The sequence below is a fragment of the Rhizobium sp. 05N49 genome (assembly GCF_056396805.1).
In genome coordinates this window covers 270,101-287,773 of sequence record NZ_JBFTME010000004.1, presented here as the reverse complement: position 1 = coordinate 287,773, position 17,673 = coordinate 270,101, and the positions used below count along the sequence as shown (strand labels likewise).

The window sequence follows — 17,673 nt, the reverse complement described above, 5'->3', positions numbered from 1 at the left end:
GGCGCGAAGGAGACGCGCCTTATTGGGAGGAGAGCCATGATGAAGCGTCTATTGGTGGCAACCAGCCTTGCCACACTCTGTCTGGCTTCGACAGCTTCTGCTGCCGAAAAGATCGAAATGTGGGTCCGCACCGGTATCGGCGATGCCTTCAACAAGGTCGTCGAGTCCTATAATGCGAGCCATGAAAACAAGGTCGTCACCACCGAAGTGCCCTTCGGCGAACTGGTGCAGAAATATGCAACGGCAATCGCCGGCGGCCAGGCGCCCGATGCCCTGTCGATGGACCTGATCTACACACCGGCCTTTGCCGCGGCAGGTCAGCTCGAAGACCTGACGGACTGGGCCAAGAGCCTGCCCTATTTCAATTCGCTGTCGCCGTCGCATGTCAAGCTCGGCACCTATCAGGACAAGATCTACGGCCTGCCGCTTTCAGTCGAAACCTCTGTCTTCGCCTGGAACAAGGACCTCTACAAGAAGGCCGGTCTTGACCCCGAAAAGGCGCCCGCGACCTGGGAGGAAATCGAGGCGAACGCTGAAAAGATCCGCAAGCTCGGCGACGATACCTATGGCTTCTACTTCTCGGGCGGTGGCTGTGGCGGCTGCATGATCTTCACCTTCACGCCACTCGTCTGGGGTGCCGGTGCCGATATCCTTTCGGAGGATAGCAAGACCGCGACGCTCGATACTCCGCAGATGCGCAAGGCGGTCGGCTTCTATCGCGATATGGTGAAAAAGGATCTCGTTCCGGCAAGTGCAGCAAGCGACAATGGTACGAGCTTCCTGAGCTTCACCAACGGCAAGATCGGCCAACAGAGCCTTGGCGCCTTTGCCATCGGTACGCTGGTCACCAAGTATCCGGATATCAACTTCGGCGTGACATTGATCCCCAGCGTCGACGGCAAGACTTCGTCCTTTGCCGGCGGCGACAATTTCGTCATCACCAAGGGCACGAAGAAGATCGATGCGGTCAAGGAATTCCTCGAATACATCTATTCGATGGACGGCCAGAAAGTCCTGGCGAAATACGGCAGCCTGCCGACACGCGGCGATATTGCCGACCAGGTGCTTGCCGGGCTCGACCCCCGCATGCAAGTGGGCCTGAAGGCAATCGCTGTGGCCAAGACACCCTACACGCTGCAGTTCAATGATCTGATCAACAGCGCCAACGGACCTTGGGCGACCTTCACCAACGCAGCAATCTTCGGTGACGACGTCGATGGCGCATTCTCGAACGCCCAGTCCGAGATGCAGTCCATCATCRACAGCGGCCAATAACTCTCCCGGCCGTGGCCGGGGGACGGTGGCAGTTCCCCGGCCGATTCAAAGCTAGAAGACCTTATAAAATGCGGAGGTTTCGATGACCGGTTCCGGTCCTCAGCGCACGCGCGCTGTCCGAAAACGGCGAAGGTCGCAATGGCGCGGCTTTCTCTACATTGCGCCCGCCATGGCGCTCGTCATCGTCTTCTTCGTCATGCCCGTGCTGTTCACCGGCTGGATGAGCCTGCACAACTGGCCGCTGATGGGCGCCTCGCGCTGGATTGGTTTTGCCAACTATACCCGCATGTGGAACGACAGCCGCTTTATGGCGGCTCTGAATTTCACCGCCTACTACACCGTCATCGTGACCATCGCGATCTTCGCGATCGCCTTCCCGCTGGCAATATTCGTCGAAAAGGAACGCCGCTTCGTCAGCACCTACCGGACGATCATCTTCCTGCCCGTCGTGGTAGGACTGGCGACGGCGTCGCTTCTGTGGGTCTGGCTTGCCAATGTCGATAGCGGCTTCTTCGGCCCTGCCCTTCGCGCACTCGGCCTCGTCGAGCGAAGCCCTAACATCATGGCAAGCTTCGATACCGCCTTTGCGACCATCATCGTCATGGTCGTCTGGAAGATCGCAGGTTTTACGATGATCATCCTGCTGACCGGGCTGCAGGCCATTCCGTCCGAACTGACGGAGGCCGCCCGCATCGATGGCGCCGGCCGCTGGCAGCGCTTCCGGCATCTCACTCTGCCGCTGATGCGCAAAACGATTGCGCTAGCGCTGATCGTCTCGGTCACCGGGTCGATCCTTGCCTTCGACCAGTTCTACATCATGACCTCGGGTGGACCGCAGAACAAGATGATCTCGGTCGTCTACTACATCTTCAACCAGTCCTTCGTATCCTTCAATCTGGGCTACGGGTCCGCCCTGTCGATCGCTCTTCTGGCGATCCTGGTTGCGATATCCATCGTCCAGCTCTGGCTGCTGCGTGTCGGGGAGGAACGCTGATGATCTCCTCACGGGAACGCCGCGCCCGCAAGCGCTTCAGGTCGCAATCGGCCTATCATGTCGCCGGGATCGCCATTTCGATCTTCTTCCTGGCGCCCTTCATCATCACGCTCTTTGCCTCGTTCCGGCACGGTACGGAGTCGAGCCTGCCGCCGCTGCCGCCATGGCCGACGACAGGTGTCAGCTTCGATGCCTATGCGCTGCTCGATACGTTCGGCGCCGGCATCTGGCGGCACATGATCAACTCGCTCTTCGTTTCGCTGGCAACGGTACTGCTGACGGTCGCCGTCAGCCTGCTCGCTGGCTATGGCTTCTCTCGCTACCGCTTCCCGCTGAAAAATGCCCTCTTCGTGCTGATCATCGCAACGCTGATGATCCCGTTCCAGTCGATCCTGACGCCGCTCTTCATCATCCTGGCGAAGCTCGGCCTCAACAATTCGCTGTTGGGGCTAACCCTGGTCTACGTGACGCTGCAACTTCCCTTCTCCGTCTTCATGATGCGCAATGCCTTCGACGCCGTGCCGAAGGAGATCGAGGAGGCCGCACGCATCGACGGTGCCCGGGATCTGAGACTGCTGATCCGCGTGCTTCTGCCCCTGGTGCTGCCGGGTATTGCGACAGTCGCGATCTTTGCCTTCCTCAATGCCTGGAATGAATTCCTGGCCGCCCTCGTGCTGCTCTCCAGCAACGAGAAATACACGCTTCCCGTCCTGATGACGGCTGTGCGCGCCGGACGCCTCGGCGCCATCAACTGGGGCGCGGTTCAGGCTGGCGTCGTCGTGATGACGATCCCCTGCCTGATCGTCTTCCTGGTCCTGCAACGCTACTACATGCGCGGGCTGATGGCCGGCGCGGTGAAATGATGACCTTTCAACAAAATGGATGAAGCCATGAACCAGCTGAAAAGAGATCGCCAGTTCCGTCCCCTGGCCGTGCCAAGTGTCGAATTGCAGGGGCTGTTTGGCGATCGCCAGGACGCGATCTGCGATTCCACCGCCGAAACGCTGCTCGACCGCTGTGTCGAGGCCGGCATGCTGCAGGCAATCGACGTGACGCAGCCGAGCCCCGGCGTCGTCATTCCGATCGGTCCCTGGGGCGGCACGACGCAGATGTTCTGGGACAGCGATCTCGGCAAGTCGATCGAGACCGTTGCCTATTCACTCTACCGTCGGCCCAATCCGCAACTCGAGGCCCGCGTCGACCAGATTATCGACATGTATGAGAAACTCCAGGACAAGGACGGCTATCTGAACGCCTGGTTCCAACGTGTACAGCCCGGCCGGCGCTGGACGAACCTGCGCGATCATCACGAACTCTATTGCGCCGGACACCTGATCGAAGGCGCCGTCGCCTATTACCAGGCGACCGGCAAGAAGAAGCTGCTCGACATTATGAGCCGTTATGCCGATTACCTGATCACGGTCTTCGGCCACGGCCCCGGCCAGTTACCCGGCTATTGCGGCCACGAAGAGGTAGAACTTGCGCTGGTCAAGCTGGCGCGTGTCACCGGCGAGAAGAAATATCTCGACCTCTCGAAGTTCTTCATTGACGAGCGCGGCACCGAACCGCATTTCTTCACCGACGAGGCTGCCCGCGACGGTCGCAGTGCTGCCGATTTCCACCAGAAGACCTATGAATATGGCCAGGCGCATCTGCCGGTGCGCGAACAGAAGAAGGTCGTCGGCCATGCGGTGCGCGCCATGTATCTCTATGCCGGCATGGCCGATATCGCGACCGAATACAACGATGATACGCTGACATCAGCACTCGAGACTCTCTGGGACGACCTGACGACCAAGCAGATGTATGTCACCGGCGGCATCGGCCCGGCCGCCTCCAACGAAGGCTTTACCGACTATTACGACCTGCCGAACGAAAGCGCCTATGCAGAGACCTGCGCCTCCGTCGGCCTGGTCTTCTGGGCGAACCGCATGCTCGGCCGCGGTCCAAATCGTCGTTACGCCGATATCATGGAGCAGGCGCTCTACAACGGTGCGATGGCCGGTCTGTCGCTCGACGGCACGCGCTTCTTCTACGAGAACCCGCTGGAAAGTGCCGGCAAGCATCACCGCTGGATCTGGCACCATTGCCCTTGCTGCCCGCCGAACATCGCCCGCCTGCTCGCATCAGTCGGCTCCTATATGTATGCGATCGCCGAAGACGAGATTGCCGTCCATCTCTACGGGGAAAGCAAGGCACGTTTCGATCTTGCCGGCGCCAAGGTCGAGCTTTCCCAGCAGACCCGCTATCCCTGGGATGGCGCGATCCATTTCGATGTGGCAGTCGACCATCCCGCCCGTTTCGCGCTGTCGCTACGCATACCGGAATGGGCCGAAGGTGCGGCGCTCTCCGTCAACGGCGAAAAGCTCGATCTGCAATCCGTCGTCATCGATGGTTATGCGCGTATCGAGCGCGATTGGAAGAGCGGCGACAAGGTGGATCTCTCGATCCCGCTGACCGCCCGTAAGCTCTTTGCCAACCCGCTGGTCCGCCAGGATGCCGGCCGCACGGCGCTGATGCGCGGTCCGCTCGTCTATTGCGTCGAGGAGACCGATAATGGCGAGGGGCTGAATGGGATTACCCTTTCCGCCGATGTCTCGCTGGCGAAGACAACAGAAATTGCAGGCCTTCGCGGGGCAGTCGCTCTCGACCTTCCTATCAGCCGCGACACGGCCGATTGGGGCGCCGCGCTCTACCGTACGTCTCCGCCTGCCGCAAAACAGGCGAGCGCGCGTTTCGTGCCCTATCCTTTCTGGGACAATCGCGAACCGGGCGAGATGCTCGTCTGGGTCAGAGCCGGAGAGGCGCGCGGTGAATAAAATGGCGGATACGGGCGTCGTGCTGACCGAAATTCGCAAGAGTTTCGGCAATCTGGAAGTCATCCACGGCATCGACCTGACCATATCGGAGGGGTCCTTCGTCGTCTTCGTCGGTCCCTCCGGATGCGGAAAATCGACGCTGCTGCGCATGATCGCCGGGCTGGAGGATGTCACCGACGGCGAGATCGAGATCAAGGGACGTAACGTCACCGATCTCGATCCCTCTGATCGCGGCATCGCCATGGTCTTTCAGTCCTATGCGCTCTATCCGCATATGAGTGTGCGGGACAATCTCGCCTTCGGCCTGAAAATGGCGCGGACGCAGGCCTCGGAAATCGAGGCCCGCGTCAAGGCGGCCTCGGCGATCCTGAAGATCGACCATCTGCTTGACCGCCGACCGGGCCAGCTATCTGGTGGACAGCGGCAGCGCGTGGCGATCGGCCGTGCGATCGTCCGAAAGCCGGAGGTCTTTCTTTTCGATGAGCCGCTGTCGAACCTCGATGCAGAATTGCGTGTCTCCATGCGCATCGAGATCGCCAGGCTCCACCGTGAGCTCGGCAATACGATGATCTACGTCACGCACGACCAGACCGAGGCAATGACCCTTGCCGACAAGATCGTCGTGCTGCGTGACGGGCATATCGAACAGGCGGGAACACCGCGCGAGATCTACGAAAGACCCAATAATGTCTTTGTTGCCGGCTTCATCGGTTCGCCGCGCATGAATCTGCTCGAGGCAAGCTGGGCGGGTGACGGCAGCATTCTGGTGGCAGGCAACCACATTCGTTCGCCGATCGGGGGCGCGGGCCTGACGGCGGGCCAGAAGATCACGCTCGGCGCGCGGCCGGAACATCTGAGCATTGCCGAACCGCGGGATGGGGTTCTGGCGGCAAGGGTTGATTTCGACGAATATCTCGGCGGGACTCAATTCCTCTACTGTCAGCTTGGCGACAGTCAGCCTCTCACTGTCGAATATAGAGGATCTGGCGACATCGCGACCGGCAGTCAGCTCGCTTTCATCTGTGATCCTGCCCACCTCCATATCTTCAGCGCCGATGGCACGCGGCTCGACAAATAAATGCCGGCAGAGCTAGGCTGCATTTCCTGTTCGTTCGAGCCGGCGCCCGAAACTTGAAGCACGGTCCGATCGGGATAAACTCTTTCGCTGGAGGGCAGCTCTCGCCTGTCGCGTTGCATTGATCGTTTTCCTGGACTTCGAGGCTTCGTCCCTCAGCAAGAAAAGCGTTCCCATCGAAGTTGCCTGGGTGTTCGAGGATGGACGTTCGCACTCGACCTTGATCCGGCCTGCCCCCGACTGGGACGATTGGGCTGCGGATGCGGAAGCAATCCACGGGATTCCGCAGGCACTGCTCGCGTCGCAGGGCGTGCCGGTGGAACAGGTCGCCAGCGAAATGATTGAGGTTTTGACCGGCCATGATCTCTATGCGAGCGCGCCGTCATGGGACGGAAAATGGCTCAGCGTTCTCCTGCGCGCCGCAGGCTTTCCGCGCCATGCTCTCAGGCTCGGCAAGTCACGTGATGCCTTTATGGCCACGGCGCGCGAATTGACAGGAGCGACTGTCACCGAAACAGAGCTGTCGAGGCTCATCGACGGTATCGTCGAGGAAAGCAAGGCGGCAATCCCGGCGCATCGCGCATTGGCAGACGCCACGCTTGAGCTTACCCGATGGAAGCTTGTCCGCGAGGCCGCCCAAAAGCGGATGGCGAGAGGCGGGTAGACGTCAGTGCTTGTGAAAGCTTTCGGTGACCCAGCGTGCAAAATCCGCGGCCGGAGGTGGAAGGCGGTCGAAGCTGCGGGTCACCAGCCAATAGGCGCCGTTCGGCACAGCGAGATCGAAAAGCTGTCGTAAACGGCCACCCCGGATTTCCTCCTCTGCAAAGGCTTCATCAAGGAGCGCAACGCCCTGGCCGCGCAGTGCCGCCTGCAACACGAGGCCGTCATCGGCATAGACCGGCCCCCTCGCCGTCTCGGGTATGGCAAGGCCAGCCGCCCCAAACCACCGGCTCCAGGCGTCGCGGGTTTCCTCATGCAAAAGCCCATACGCAAAGATGTCATGCGGAGAGGAGATCGGCGTGCCACGCTCCAGAAGATCGGATGCGATCACCGGCACCATGCGGACATCGATCAGGTGCCGGCTTTCCGTTCGTGGCCATGCAGTGACGGTGGCGCTGTGCCTGATCGCGATCTGCGCCTGCCCGGTACGAAATTCGATCGTCCTCGGATCGGCATCGAGCAAGATCTCGACGTCAGGGTGACGTTTGCGGAATTCCGGCAGTCGTGGCACCAGCCAGCAAGCGGCAAAGGAAGGCTCGACGCTGACTTTCAGATCCGCAGACATTGAAGCTCCGCGGATATCCTCCAGGCACTCATCGATCCGGTCAAAGGATGGAGTGAGCATGGCAAGCAGTTTCCGTCCGCTTCCCGTCAGCAGAACACTGCGATGACGCCGCTCGAAAAGCGGCTCACCCAACAGTTGCTCCAACTCGCGGATCTGCCGGCTGACGGCCGCCTGCGAGATGAACAGTTCCTCCGCCGCAAGCGTGAAGCTTTCGAGCCGGCCGGCAACCTCGAAGCTGCGCAATGCCGTCAGGGGAAGCCGGCCGCGTTTCATCCCATAACCTCAAGTTATCCGAAACCGACGATAAGCTCGTTTGAACACTGGGCGCAAGAGGAGGAGAACACTGGCGAAAGGAGAAACGCCATGTGGAAGCAAATCATTGCCGTCCTGATGGATGCGCTTCGCCTCGCCACCTACACATCTGATGACCGGAACAACCGGCACCACCGCAACAGCTGAACGCTCACGCAGTTTATCGGGATTTTCGCGCATTCATAATCCTGCACTGGGGTCTATATAGACCTCTCCCATTTGAGAAGCAGGAGCATGATGATGCAGAAGCGCAAACTCGGCAGCCAGGGACTTGAAGTATCGCCCATCGGCCTCGGATGCATGGGAATGAGCCAGTCCTACGGCCCGGCGGATGAAACGGAATCCATCGCCACCCTTCACCGCGCCATCGAGCTCGGCTGCACCTTTCTCGACACGGCAGAGGTCTACGGCCCCTACAGGAATGAAGAATTGCTCGGCCGTGCGCTGAAGGGTCGCCGCAACGAGGTGACGCTCGCCACCAAATTCGGCTTTCGCTTGAAGGATGGAAAGCAGGTCGGCACCGAGCGCGACAGCCGGCCGCAAACCATTCGCAGCGCCGTCGAGGGCTCGCTCAAGCGTCTTGCCACCGACCACATCGATCTCATCTACCAGCACCGCGTCGATCCGGCTGTCCCGATGGAGGACGTCGCTGCTACCGTTGCCGAACTCGTCAAGGAGGGCAAGGTTCGCTATTTCGGGCTTTCCGAAGCCGGTGTCGCCAATATCCGCCGCGCTCATGCCGTCCTGCCCGTCTCAGCCGTTCAGAGTGAATATTCGCTGTGGGAACGCAATCTGGAAGCCGACGTCATCCCCGCCTTGAAGGAACTCGGCATCGGTCTCGTGCCCTTCAGCCCACTCGGCCGAGGCTTCCTGACCGGAGAGGTCAAGCGCGCAGAGGATTATCCGGAAGGCGATTTCCGCCGTGGCGATCCACGCTATCAGGGCGAAAATTACGACGCCAATGTTCGCGCGGCCGAGGCCGTCCGCTCCGTTGCATCCTCGCTCGGAGTCAAGCCTGGGCAGGTGGCGCTCGCCTGGATCCTCCACAAGGGTAGCGATTTCGTGCCGATCCCCGGCACCAAACGCCGCGCCTATCTGGAAGACAATATCGCCGCTGCCTCCATCGCGCTTGGCGCCGAACATATGAAGGCGCTCGATGAAGCGCTTGCCCCCGGCAAGGTTTCCGGCAAGCGCTACAACGACACGATCATGGCGACGATCGACCGCTGAGGGCAGTCAGGCGTCGATATCGGTCGACAGCGTGATCTCCTTCTGTGCTTCCAGCTCGGCAAGCCGCTCGCCCAGAGCCTTGCGGATCGACTGATAGGTCGTGCTGCCAAGCGCAAGTCTCTTGGGTGCCGGTTGTTTTTCGGCCGCCGCAATCATCGCGTCGGTCATTTTCACCGGGTCGCCCAGGATCTTGAACGAGCCGTCGGCAATTGCCCTGCGCACCTGGCCGGCCGGCGTGTCCTCGTACACATCCATCTGTAGCGGCCTGACGAGACCGGCGCCAAAATCCGTGCCCGCCGGTCCCGGCTCGGCAATGATGATGTCGATGCCAAAGGAAGCGACTTCCTGCGCTACCGCCTCAATGAAACCTTCGATCCCCCATTTGGTGGCGTGATAGAGGCTGAAATTCGGATAGGCGATCTGTCCGCCTTCCGAAGCGACCTGAAGGATGCGACCGCCGCCCTGCTGACGCAGATGCGGCAAGGCCGCGCGGATCACCTGGATGGAGCCGATCAGGTTGGTATCGATCTGATGACGGATCTGCGCATCGCTCACCTCTTCTGCAGCGCCAAACAGGCCGTAGCCGGCATTGCTGACGACGACGTCGATGCGCCCCATCTTTTGAAAGGCTGCGTCGACGACTGCACGAATGGCCCGGTCGTCGGTGACGTCCAGGTTTGCGACCCAGAGCCGTTCGCCATACTGCGCCTCAAGGTCAGCCAGGGCCTCCCGCTTTCGCAGGGTGGCGGCCACCCGATCGCCGCGCGCCAGCAGCTTCTCGGTCATGATCCGGCCGAAACCCGAGGATGTGCCCGTGATGAACCATGTCTTCGTCATCGTCTCTACCTTTCTGATGCCGCTGGATCGCGGCTTGATGACAGCAAAGATAGAGGTGATTATTGATGTGATAATCCGTTCAAACTTGCATGAGTTGTTGAAAAATACCCATGAGTTACCGGCCGACACTTGATGATCTCAACGCCTTTGCGGCAATCGTCACATACCGCAGCTTCCGCAGGGCGGCCGGCGAACTTGGCTTATCGCCTTCGACGCTGAGCCACATGATGCGCAACATGGAGGCGCGCATGGGCGTGCGCCTGCTGCATCGCACGACACGCAGCGTCGCAGTCACCGAAGCCGGCGAAATGCTTCTCGACAGGCTGAAGCCCGTGTTGCGGGATCTTGATCTGGCGCTCGACGCAGTCGGCGAATTCAGCGGTCAGCCAAGTGGCACTCTCCGCATCAATGCCAGCGAGATTGCGGCCCGTGTACTGATGAATACGGCCATCCCTCTTTTTCTCGAACGTTATCCCGCGATATCGCTCGATGTGGTGACCGAAAACCGGCTGGTGGATATTGTCAGCGAAGGTTTCGACGCCGGCATCCGCCTGCGAGAATCCGTGCCGCTCGATATGGTCGCGGTAGAATTCGGTGGAGAGGCCCGCTTCCTTGCGGTTGCCGCACCCACCTATCTGAGAAATCACAAATCACCGATAACACCGGAGGATCTGAGGCATCACCACTGCATTCGCCTGCGCATGCCGAGCGGCAAGCTCTATCGCTGGGAGTTTGAGAAACACGGACAGGAAGTGACCATGGAGGTGTCCGGCGCACTCACGCTCGATCATGTGGGACTGATGGCGGAAGCGGCTGCGAAGGGTCTTGGCATTGCCTATGTGGCGGAAAGGGTTGCCCGGCCCTATCTTGCCGGCGGCGAACTGGTCTCCGTTCTTGACGACTGGTGTCCGCCGATTCCCGGCCTCTGCCTCTACTATTCCGGTCATAGGCACGTGCCGCAGAGTCTGCGCGCCTTTATCTCCGTCCTGACGGAAGTGGAACGGCACGGCGGCTAGCGCACGGTTCTTGCGCCATCATTGCTGCCCGGCCTGCCTTGCCTGTTCCGCAGAACGGTAACGGGCCGGTGTTATGCCCCGTCGTGCCTTGAAAGCCTTGCCAAAGGCGGCTTCGGATTCATAACCGACCTCTGCCGCAATATCTGCAACCGTTCGCCGCGTCCGGAGCAGCAGGTCGCTCGCCAGCATCATCCTGATATCGGTCAGGAATGCGCCGACCGTCATTCCGGCGCGCTCACGAAATTGCCGGGCGTAGGTTGCCCGCGACATGGCCGAATGGCGGGCGAGATCATCAATCGTCCAGGCAAGGGCCGGCGAGGACATTATCGCCACCGCAGATTTGCCAAGCCTGGCATCACCAAGCAGCTGCAACAGTCCCGCCGATGCAATGGGCGAGGCCTTGCCTGCCCTTACCGCCATGATGAAGAGCGAGAGGCAAGTCGCGGTGATAATCGCCAATGCTCCCGGCTTCTCTTCAGCCGTTTCCCTGTAGAGCATGGCAACAAGCGTCTTCAGCAGTTCCTCCGATTCCGCAGCGAGCGATACGTGAAAGACGTCGGGCAAGCTGTCGAGCAGCAAGGCTGCCGATCCCGGAGCGCAATCAAAATGACCGCAGAGCAGGTCGACATCGGCCTCGCCTTGGCCATTTTCGCGCAAGGGCAACATACCGCCCGTCGTAACGCGCAGCGGCTGCATTTCTCCGCTTGGCCGCAAACCGATAATCGCATGCGCATCGCCGCGCGGCAGCAGCAGAAAATCGCCGGAGTGCAAGGTGATTTCACGACCGGAGCCGAGGCGAATGAGACAGTCGCCGCCCAGGATCAGATGAAACGGCAACGTACCTGCTGCAACGGGTTCGTGATCGATATGAAACGCGCCTTGCAGTCGGCAGCGAATGTCGAGCGTTGGCTGTAGGCGGGCAAGTTCGATGAGGCGGCTTAAAACATCCATGAGACGATCGCGCTAGAAAATGACCTTCCTGAGCATTCAAAGTATCGGCTCTTGCGGTCATAGTCATTTCCAGAAGCAGAGGCAATCACGCCGGTGCTGATTTCAGATGGAGTGACTTTCATGCTGGACTGGAAGGAATATCGCAGCGAACTCTTCGGCCGGATCGGCGAACTCTCCAAGATCGCGCCCGAAACCATCAAAGGCTACCAGACCCTTTCGACGGCCGGGCAGAAGACAAATCATCTCGACGCCAAACAGCGCGAACTGATAGCTCTTGCCGTCGCTGTTACCGTTCGTTGCGATGGCTGTATCGTCGTGCATACAACCGAAGCCCAGAAGCTTGGCGCAACCAAGGAAGAAATTGCCGAAGCCCTCGGCGTTGCAATTTCTGTCAATGCAGGCGCTGCTCTTGTCTATTCGGCTCGCGTCATGGACGCTGCCGACGCTATTGCTAAGTGACGACCACCTGCACTGCCGGTGGGGCGTAGCGCCCGCCGGATCAGCCCGGAGAAACGAAAATGTCGCTGCCCCGCATACCCGCTGCATTCTTTGGCATTGTTCTCGGCGTTGTCGGGCTCGGCAACAGTTGGCGCGCTGCCTCTGCCGTCTGGCCCGTCTCGCCTGATATAGGCGAGGCGATCAGCCTGCTCGGCTTCGCCATCTGGCTGCTCCTCATTCTCCTCTACGCAGCAAAATGGCTCATCGCGCCGAAGGAGGCGATGTCCGAGCTTGAACATCCCATACAGTGCTGCTTTGTCGGGCTGATCGGTGTTGCGACCATGTTGGCAGGACTTGCCATACTTCCTTATTCGCGCATCGCGGCCGAAGCGCTGGCAATGGTCGGATTTGCCGTCACCCTGTTTTTCCTGCTGTGGCGAACCGGGCTTCTGTGGCGTGGCGGACGTGATCCGGTCACCAACACGCCGGTCCTCTATCTGCCAACGGTTGCCGGTTCCTTCGTCACCGCTATTGCGGCAGGTACGCTTGGTTATGCCGATTGGGGCCAGCTTGCCTTTGGCGCAGGGTTCTTCTCGTGGCTGGCGATCGAATCCGTGCTGCTGCACCGGCTGCTAATGGCCCCGGAACTTGCCGCTCCCCTTCGGCCAACTCTTGGCATCCAGATTGCCCCGCCTGCCGTTGGCAGCGTCGCTTATCTCAGCGTCACCGGCGGTGCGCCCGATATGTTCGTGCATGCAATGTTCGGCTACGCCATTCTGCAGGTTCTGATTGTCGGCCGTCAGCTGCCCTGGATCATGCAGCAGCCCTTCGCAGGCTCATACTGGGCCTTCACCTTCGGCCTGACGGCGCTTTCGACTGCCGGCTTGCGTCTGATGGGACATGGCGACACTGGAGCGATCAGCCATCTTGCGCAGGTGATCTTCATCCTGGTCAATATCGCACTTGCGCTTATCGCGATCGGCACACTGTGGCTGCTGCTCAAAGGCAAGCTCCTTCCCGCTCCCGTCCGGGCCTGAAAGCCCGAACGGCTTCAGGTCCTTGCCAGCTCCTGCTGCAGATCGACGACCGCCTTGATCGGCAGGTGGTCGGACGCCATGCGGGCGAGCGGAGTGTCATGCACCTCCACTGCGGAGATGATCCCTTTCCGGTTGGCAATGATGCGGTCAAGCGCCAGGACCGGCAAGCCGGCCGGAAAGCTCGGAACGGCGGGCGGCAGCGGACCGAAGGCCATCTGAAAGGTGTGAAGAGACGAGCGGTCACCGAGCCGCCATTCGTTGAGATCGCCAAGCAGGATTGTCGGCATTTCGTGACGGTCGCTGATGAGATCGACCAGCGTCTTTGCCTGTTGTGCCCGCGAATGGCGCAGCAGCCCGAAATGGGCGGCAATGATGCGCAGTTTGCCGCCAGATTCGAGCTCTATTTCCGCAACCAGTGCCCCGCGGGGCTCCAGGCCCGGCAGCTTCACCTGATGCACGTCATGCACCAGGCCCTTTCGCACGAGCACCACATTGCCGTGCCAGCCATGTGCTTTCACAGCCCCTGAAATTGGAACAGGAACAAGCCCGGTATCGCGCTCCAGCCGGGCGAGATCGAGAATGCCGGTACGCTCGCCGAAGCGCGTATCGGCCTCCTGCAAGGCGATCACATCGGCATCGATCTCATGGATGACACGGCTCGTGCGTTCCGGATCGAAGCGTCGATCGGTGCCGACGCATTTATGGACATTGTAGGAGGCGATCAGCGTGCCGTCACCGCGCGGCTTCGGCCCGGCACGCCAGGTCTCGACGCGTTTCTTCCTGTTCTTGATGGAAGCGATGATACTGGCGGGGAGACTGTCTTTCTTTTTGGCTTGCATCGGAAGGAACGCCGGCTCCATTGCTCGAAAGCTTTTTTCCCAGATTATAGGCAGCGCAATAAAACTTGCCATGCCGCAATCACGAAAACTCGTTCAAAGATACGGCGAACCCAGCCAAAGCACCTTTTCGAGAAGCCGCACCAGGAAGGGCCGCGACCACWGCCCCTCGAGCGTCACGGGCGTGGCGGACTTGATGGCATCGTCTATGTGCTCATCGATTTCGCCGGCAAAGCCCGCATTCAGTACTTCAAGATCCACCTCGAAATTCAGCCGCAGTGAGCGCGGATCGAGATTGGAGGAGCCGACATAGGCCCAGGTTCCATCGATGGAGAGCAGCTTGGAATGGCTGAAGCTGCCGGTCGAACGCCAGATGCGGCAATAATTCCTGACCATCTGGTCGAACTGCGCCGTCATCGCCCGGTCGACCAGAACGAGATTGTTGGCGGCGGGCACGACGATATCGACCTCCACGCCACGCCGGGCTGCTGTTGCCAGCGCACTGATCAGCTCCCGATCCGGCAAAAAGTAAGGCGACATGATCCGGATCGACTGGCGCGCTACGGAAAAGGCGCCCATCAGCATCTTGTGGTTCGTCTCCACGCTCCGGTCCGGCCCGGAAGCGACGACACGCATGAAGACCGGATCGCCGCGCTTGCGTTCTGGCCGATCGATGCGCCAAGCCTCCGCGTTCAGGACTTCGCCTGTCGTGAAACGCCAATCCTCGGCCGCGACGTCGAAGAGATCGGCAACCACCGGGCCGCTGACGCTGAAATGCGTGTCGTGGGCAAAACTCCCGCCGACCGCCTCCTCGCTGAAGCCTTCGCGGATATTCATGCCGCCGGTCAACGCGGTCTTTCCATCCGCGATCAGGATCTTGCGGTGAGTGCGCAGGTTGGCATAGGGCAGCCTGAGCCCCATGATGACATTGCCGTTGAAGACATCGACGGTGACGCCCCCTTCCTTCAGGTACCCGAGAATGCTCGGCACCGAATAGCGTGCCCCGACGGCGTCGATCAGTACACGCACCTCCACGCCGCGCCTGACGGCTGCAATCAGCGCGTCGGCGATGCGCAGCCCGATCCTGTCGCGGTCGAAGATATAGGTTTCGAGCAGGATGCTGCTCTGCGCGTCATCGATTGCCGTCTTCATTGCTGCATAGGCTTCGTCGCCGTTTTCCAGCATGTCGATCGTATTGCCTGTCGTCAGCGGGTAGCGCGTAACGCGATCGCCGAGCGTCTGCAGGGCAGCAAAACGCCGGCCGAACTGGCTGATGACGGCTTCAGTCTCCGCGTCGAATTTCTCGAGCTCGTCCAGATCGGCGGCAGGCAGCAGCGCATCACGCCGAAGGCTCAGCGACTTGCGGCGGATACGGTTGATGCCGGCAATCATGTAAAGCAGCGCGCCAACGATCGGCGAGAGGATGATGACGCCCACCCAGCCGGTTGCAGCCCGGACCTCTTCCTTGGTCATGGTGGCATGGATCGCCGCCGCTGCCCCCATGGCAATCGAGATGACGAAGAGGATATGCGGCCAATAGGTCGACAGCAGCTGAAACATCGCGACAGCATATAGCCGCGAATGGCCTGCGTTCAATTAGTCCGGAGCTCGCTTACAACGCGAATTTTTCAGATGCTTAATTTGCCGGCTCAATATCTATGGCAAAGACAACCGAATGGGGCGGCAGCGCGCCGTTCTCGGCAGGCTTTGCTTCCCGGCCGTAGTGCTCGTAGATCACAGTTCCCGCGAGTGACGGCAGAGCCAGTGCCCGCCCTGACAAATTGGCGCGCAGCGCCAGCGTCAGGTCGGCAAACTTCCACCAGACGGCGACCGCCCCTTCGGGCGCTTCGAGCACACCGCTCTCGATGGCCCAGTTTTGCCGCAGCAGCGGCACGATATAGGTCTTGCGCAACTTCAGGAGTTCGGCGACGAAAGCCAGGCTTTTCCGACCCTCTTCGTTCTCCCGCCATTGCCAGTCGAGTTTTGAATTTTCGAAGGTCGAAGGCGCATTTGGATCAGGCAGATCGGCCACGCTTCTGCCGGCCTTCAATCCGCCGAAACCCTCGGCTTCCGCCATGCGACCCTCGCGGACTATCCTGGCGAGCTCGCCCGTGTAATCGGTGAAGAAATAGAAGGGCCGCCTTTCCCCGTACTCCTCCCCCATGAAGAGAAAGGGAATATGAGGTGAAAGCAGGAGGATCGCGGTCAACGCGTCCAGCATCTCGGGATCGGAAAGGCTCACCAGCCGTTCGCCGAACGCACGGTTTCCGATCTGGTCGTGGTTCTGCAGGAAATCGACAAAGGCCGTCGGCGGCAGGTAGCGGCGTTCGCCAACGGGTAGCTCCGGCCGATCGGTTCGATCGGGATAAATGAAGCCGTGCTGGAGCGCGAGGCGAAGCTTGTGCCAGAGCTGATCGGCGAAAGGCTTGTAGTGACCGATGGTTTCGTCGGTCGCGATGATGTGGGCCACATGATGAAAATCATCATTCCATTCGGCCTTGTAGGCTTTGGGAGCGCCGGTCTCGTCGCGGACAAGCAGTTCCACGAGATTGCGTTGGTCTTCGACGACCAGATGAACCTGCCTGTCGGCGAAAGCAGCTTTCACTTCTTCCGCAATCGCTAAGAGCACATGCTTTCCGGAGGTATCGTGGATTTGCTCGACGGCATCGAGCCTGAGCCCGTCCAGCCGGAATTCACCGATCCAGTAGAGTGCGTTCTCGATGAAAAAGCGCCGCACCGGTTCCTGACCGAAATCGATCGCCGCACCCCAGGGCGTTTGCCGAACCTTATGGAAGAAGCCGGGCGCATATGTCTGCAGGTAATTACCCTCGGGTCCAAAATGATTGTAGACGACATCGAGCAGCACCATGAGGCCGAGCCCATGTGCCGCGTCGATGAAAGCCTTGAAATCGCCAGGCGTCCCATAAGCGGAATGCGGCGCGTACTGCAGCACGCCGTCGTAACCCCAGCCACGATTACCGGCAAATTGCGCCACCGGCATCACTTCGACCGCAGTGATGCCGGTTTGCGCAAGATGCTTCAGTTTCTCCCCCGCCGCCCGGAACGTACCCTCGGGTGTAAAGGCGCCGATATGGATTTCGCTGATCACGGCCTCCTCCCAGGGGCGGCCGCGCCAGCGCGAATTTTGCCATTGGTAGCGGGGATCGACGATCAGCGACGGGCCGTCCACCTTGCCAGCCTGCGCCCGCGACGCTGGATCCGGGACGGCTTTTCCATCCGGGAGGACGAACATGTACTCGTCACCGGCGACGGCTTTCGTCACAGTCGCCTCGAGCCAGCCGTCTCCAGCATCACGCATCGGAATATCCCGGCCACGATGGCGCAGCGAAATCGCATTCTCGCTCGGCGCCCAGAGACGAAAATGTGCGGTCCCGTCCGCCAGCAACTCTGCGCCCCAGCACCCGGTGCTTTCCATGTTCGTTCCATTCTTTGAGATCTGGCTCATCCCTCACCCCGTATGGTTCCAGTCAGCACCAAATTCCTGAGGCCCCGGGTTGTTCCGAACAGGCAGGAACAATCGGTTGCGTGACCGGTTAAGAGTGGAAGC

General features: G+C 60.4%; 16 protein-coding genes. 10 read left to right on the top strand and 6 right to left on the bottom strand.

Annotated elements, in window-relative coordinates; all coding sequences use genetic code 11:
* Nucleotides 1-36: 36 nt before the first annotated feature.
* The 6 genes from AC1DF8_RS10930 (at nucleotide 37) to AC1DF8_RS10905 (ending at nucleotide 6,827) form a co-directional block, all read left to right on the top strand.
* Nucleotides 37-1,275, top strand: coding sequence for an ABC transporter substrate-binding protein (locus tag AC1DF8_RS10930; RefSeq protein ID WP_478153477.1), 1,239 nt, complete (start codon nucleotides 37-39; stop codon nucleotides 1,273-1,275).
* A gap of 82 nt (nucleotides 1,276-1,357) precedes the next feature.
* The gene (locus tag AC1DF8_RS10925; protein WP_112969037.1) at nucleotides 1,358-2,269 is read left to right on the top strand and encodes a carbohydrate ABC transporter permease; all 912 of its coding nucleotides are present in this window, start codon (nucleotides 1,358-1,360) and stop codon (nucleotides 2,267-2,269) included.
* Nucleotides 2,269-3,132 carry a carbohydrate ABC transporter permease gene (locus AC1DF8_RS10920; RefSeq protein ID WP_478153475.1) on the top strand — a complete coding sequence of 288 codons (864 nt, stop codon included), beginning with the start codon at nucleotides 2,269-2,271 and terminating at the stop codon, nucleotides 3,130-3,132. Before AC1DF8_RS10925 ends, AC1DF8_RS10920 begins: the two co-directional genes overlap by 1 nt.
* Before the next feature lie 27 nt (nucleotides 3,133-3,159).
* Nucleotides 3,160-5,088, top strand: coding sequence for a glycoside hydrolase family 127 protein (locus AC1DF8_RS10915; protein ID WP_478153473.1), 1,929 nt, complete (start codon nucleotides 3,160-3,162; stop codon nucleotides 5,086-5,088).
* 1 nt (nucleotide 5,089) lies between these two features.
* Complete coding sequence (locus AC1DF8_RS10910) at nucleotides 5,090-6,166, top strand: ABC transporter ATP-binding protein (protein ID WP_478153471.1); 1,077 nt, start codon at nucleotides 5,090-5,092, stop codon at nucleotides 6,164-6,166.
* A gap of 118 nt (nucleotides 6,167-6,284) precedes the next feature.
* A complete protein-coding gene (locus AC1DF8_RS10905; RefSeq protein WP_478153469.1) occupies nucleotides 6,285-6,827 on the top strand; it encodes a 3'-5' exonuclease family protein in 543 nt (180 codons plus the stop codon).
* 3 nt (nucleotides 6,828-6,830) lie between these two features.
* Here the strand turns inward: AC1DF8_RS10905 and AC1DF8_RS10900 are convergent, their stop codons facing one another.
* Nucleotides 6,831-7,721 (bottom strand): LysR substrate-binding domain-containing protein, encoded by an 891-nt coding sequence (locus tag AC1DF8_RS10900; RefSeq protein ID WP_478153467.1) that lies wholly within the window; start codon nucleotides 7,719-7,721, stop codon nucleotides 6,831-6,833.
* Nucleotides 7,722-7,994: 273 nt separating this feature from the next.
* On the opposite strand from AC1DF8_RS10900, the gene AC1DF8_RS10895 reads away from it, so the two are divergent.
* The gene (locus tag AC1DF8_RS10895; RefSeq protein ID WP_478153465.1) at nucleotides 7,995-8,990 is read left to right on the top strand and encodes an aldo/keto reductase; all 996 of its coding nucleotides are present in this window, start codon (nucleotides 7,995-7,997) and stop codon (nucleotides 8,988-8,990) included.
* 6 nt (nucleotides 8,991-8,996) lie between these two features.
* Here AC1DF8_RS10895 and AC1DF8_RS10890 read toward each other — a convergent pair whose 3' ends face one another.
* Nucleotides 8,997-9,827 carry an SDR family oxidoreductase gene (locus AC1DF8_RS10890; protein WP_478153463.1) on the bottom strand — a complete coding sequence of 277 codons (831 nt, stop codon included), beginning with the start codon at nucleotides 9,825-9,827 and terminating at the stop codon, nucleotides 8,997-8,999.
* A 110-nt stretch (nucleotides 9,828-9,937) separates the two neighbouring features.
* On the opposite strand from AC1DF8_RS10890, the gene AC1DF8_RS10885 reads away from it, so the two are divergent.
* Nucleotides 9,938-10,843 carry a LysR family transcriptional regulator gene (locus AC1DF8_RS10885; RefSeq protein WP_478153461.1) on the top strand — a complete coding sequence of 302 codons (906 nt, stop codon included), beginning with the start codon at nucleotides 9,938-9,940 and terminating at the stop codon, nucleotides 10,841-10,843.
* A gap of 18 nt (nucleotides 10,844-10,861) precedes the next feature.
* On the opposite strand, the gene AC1DF8_RS10880 is transcribed toward AC1DF8_RS10885, so the two are convergent.
* On the bottom strand, nucleotides 10,862-11,794 hold the full coding sequence (locus AC1DF8_RS10880) for an AraC family transcriptional regulator (RefSeq protein ID WP_478153459.1): 933 nt from the start codon (nucleotides 11,792-11,794) through the stop codon (nucleotides 10,862-10,864).
* Between the two features lie 120 nt (nucleotides 11,795-11,914).
* Between AC1DF8_RS10880 and AC1DF8_RS10875 the strand changes: the two genes are divergently transcribed.
* Nucleotides 11,915-12,253, top strand: a complete 339-nt coding sequence (locus AC1DF8_RS10875; RefSeq protein WP_112546190.1) for a carboxymuconolactone decarboxylase family protein — start codon at nucleotides 11,915-11,917, stop codon at nucleotides 12,251-12,253.
* Between the two features lie 59 nt (nucleotides 12,254-12,312).
* Nucleotides 12,313-13,269, top strand: a complete 957-nt coding sequence (gene tehA, locus AC1DF8_RS10870) for a dicarboxylate transporter/tellurite-resistance protein TehA (RefSeq protein ID WP_478153457.1) — start codon at nucleotides 12,313-12,315, stop codon at nucleotides 13,267-13,269.
* 14 nt (nucleotides 13,270-13,283) lie between these two features.
* Here the strand turns inward: tehA and AC1DF8_RS10865 are convergent, their stop codons facing one another.
* From AC1DF8_RS10865 to treZ, 3 genes are all read right to left on the bottom strand, one after another.
* A complete protein-coding gene (locus tag AC1DF8_RS10865) occupies nucleotides 13,284-14,108 on the bottom strand; it encodes an endonuclease/exonuclease/phosphatase family protein (protein WP_113014667.1) in 825 nt (274 codons plus the stop codon).
* A 93-nt stretch (nucleotides 14,109-14,201) separates the two neighbouring features.
* On the bottom strand, nucleotides 14,202-15,665 hold the full coding sequence (locus AC1DF8_RS10860) for a phospholipase D-like domain-containing protein (RefSeq protein ID WP_478153454.1): 1,464 nt from the start codon (nucleotides 15,663-15,665) through the stop codon (nucleotides 14,202-14,204).
* A gap of 76 nt (nucleotides 15,666-15,741) precedes the next feature.
* Complete coding sequence (treZ, locus tag AC1DF8_RS10855; RefSeq protein WP_478153452.1) at nucleotides 15,742-17,571, bottom strand: malto-oligosyltrehalose trehalohydrolase; 1,830 nt, start codon at nucleotides 17,569-17,571, stop codon at nucleotides 15,742-15,744.
* Nucleotides 17,572-17,673 lie beyond the last annotated feature (102 nt).

Bases quoted from the DNA above. Each gene is read 5' to 3' on its own strand.
- AC1DF8_RS10920 (WP_478153475.1), top strand. From the start codon at position 2,269: ATGATCTCCTCACGGGAACGCCGCGCCCGCAAGCGCTTCAGGTCGCAA.
- AC1DF8_RS10900 (WP_478153467.1), bottom strand. From the start codon at position 7,721: ATGAAACGCGGCCGGCTTCCCCTGACGGCATTGCGCAGCTTCGAGGTT.
- AC1DF8_RS10880 (WP_478153459.1), bottom strand. From the start codon at position 11,794: ATGGATGTTTTAAGCCGCCTCATCGAACTTGCCCGCCTACAGCCAACG.
- AC1DF8_RS10865 (WP_113014667.1), bottom strand. From the start codon at position 14,108: ATGCAAGCCAAAAAGAAAGACAGTCTCCCCGCCAGTATCATCGCTTCC.
- AC1DF8_RS10910 (WP_478153471.1), top strand. From the start codon at position 5,090: ATGGCGGATACGGGCGTCGTGCTGACCGAAATTCGCAAGAGTTTCGGC.
- AC1DF8_RS10895 (WP_478153465.1), top strand. From the start codon at position 7,995: ATGATGATGCAGAAGCGCAAACTCGGCAGCCAGGGACTTGAAGTATCG.
- AC1DF8_RS10925 (WP_112969037.1), top strand. From the start codon at position 1,358: ATGACCGGTTCCGGTCCTCAGCGCACGCGCGCTGTCCGAAAACGGCGA.
- AC1DF8_RS10915 (WP_478153473.1), top strand. From the start codon at position 3,160: ATGAACCAGCTGAAAAGAGATCGCCAGTTCCGTCCCCTGGCCGTGCCA.
- tehA (WP_478153457.1), top strand. From the start codon at position 12,313: ATGTCGCTGCCCCGCATACCCGCTGCATTCTTTGGCATTGTTCTCGGC.
- AC1DF8_RS10890 (WP_478153463.1), bottom strand. From the start codon at position 9,827: ATGACGAAGACATGGTTCATCACGGGCACATCCTCGGGTTTCGGCCGG.
- treZ (WP_478153452.1), bottom strand. From the start codon at position 17,571: ATGAGCCAGATCTCAAAGAATGGAACGAACATGGAAAGCACCGGGTGC.
- AC1DF8_RS10885 (WP_478153461.1), top strand. From the start codon at position 9,938: ATGAGTTACCGGCCGACACTTGATGATCTCAACGCCTTTGCGGCAATC.
- AC1DF8_RS10875 (WP_112546190.1), top strand. From the start codon at position 11,915: ATGCTGGACTGGAAGGAATATCGCAGCGAACTCTTCGGCCGGATCGGC.